Consider the following 466-nt stretch of genomic DNA (forward strand, 5'->3'; position numbering starts at 1 on the left):
ATCGCCACGCGCGCCGATACGCCCGGCGATGCCGTCACCTCGCTCGGAACGACGCTGGTGGTGAAGCTGCTGGCGACGCGGCCGATCTTCGCCGCCAATCAAGGCGTCTATTCGCACCGGCTGGGCGAGCGCTGGCTCGCCGGCGGCGCCTCCAATTCCGGCGGCGGCGCGCTGCTCGCGCATTTCACGGCCGCCGATATGGAACGATTGACGCCGCAATTGCGGCCGGAGGTGCCGACCGGGCTCGATTACTATCCACTTCCCAAGCCCGGCGAACGCTTTCCAATCGCCGATCCGGCTCTGCCGGCAAAGGTGGCGCCGCGCCCTTCGGACGACCGCCGCTTCTTCCAGGCGCTGCTCGAAGGCATCGCGGGGATCGAAGCGCTCGCCTATCGGCGCCTGGCCGAGCTCGGAGCACCAAAGCTGCGGCGCGTCGTCAGCATCGGTGGCGGGGCGAAAAACGCGG

General features: G+C 69.3%; 1 protein-coding gene. It reads left to right on the forward strand.

The annotated features are described in order from the left end of the window. On the forward strand, positions 1-466 hold a 466-nt coding region (locus MOV74_RS40305), incomplete at both ends, for an FGGY-family carbohydrate kinase (RefSeq protein WP_246933122.1).

This window comes from Bradyrhizobium sp. SHOUNA76 (assembly GCF_023006445.1).
GTDB lineage: Bacteria > Pseudomonadota > Alphaproteobacteria > Rhizobiales > Xanthobacteraceae > Bradyrhizobium.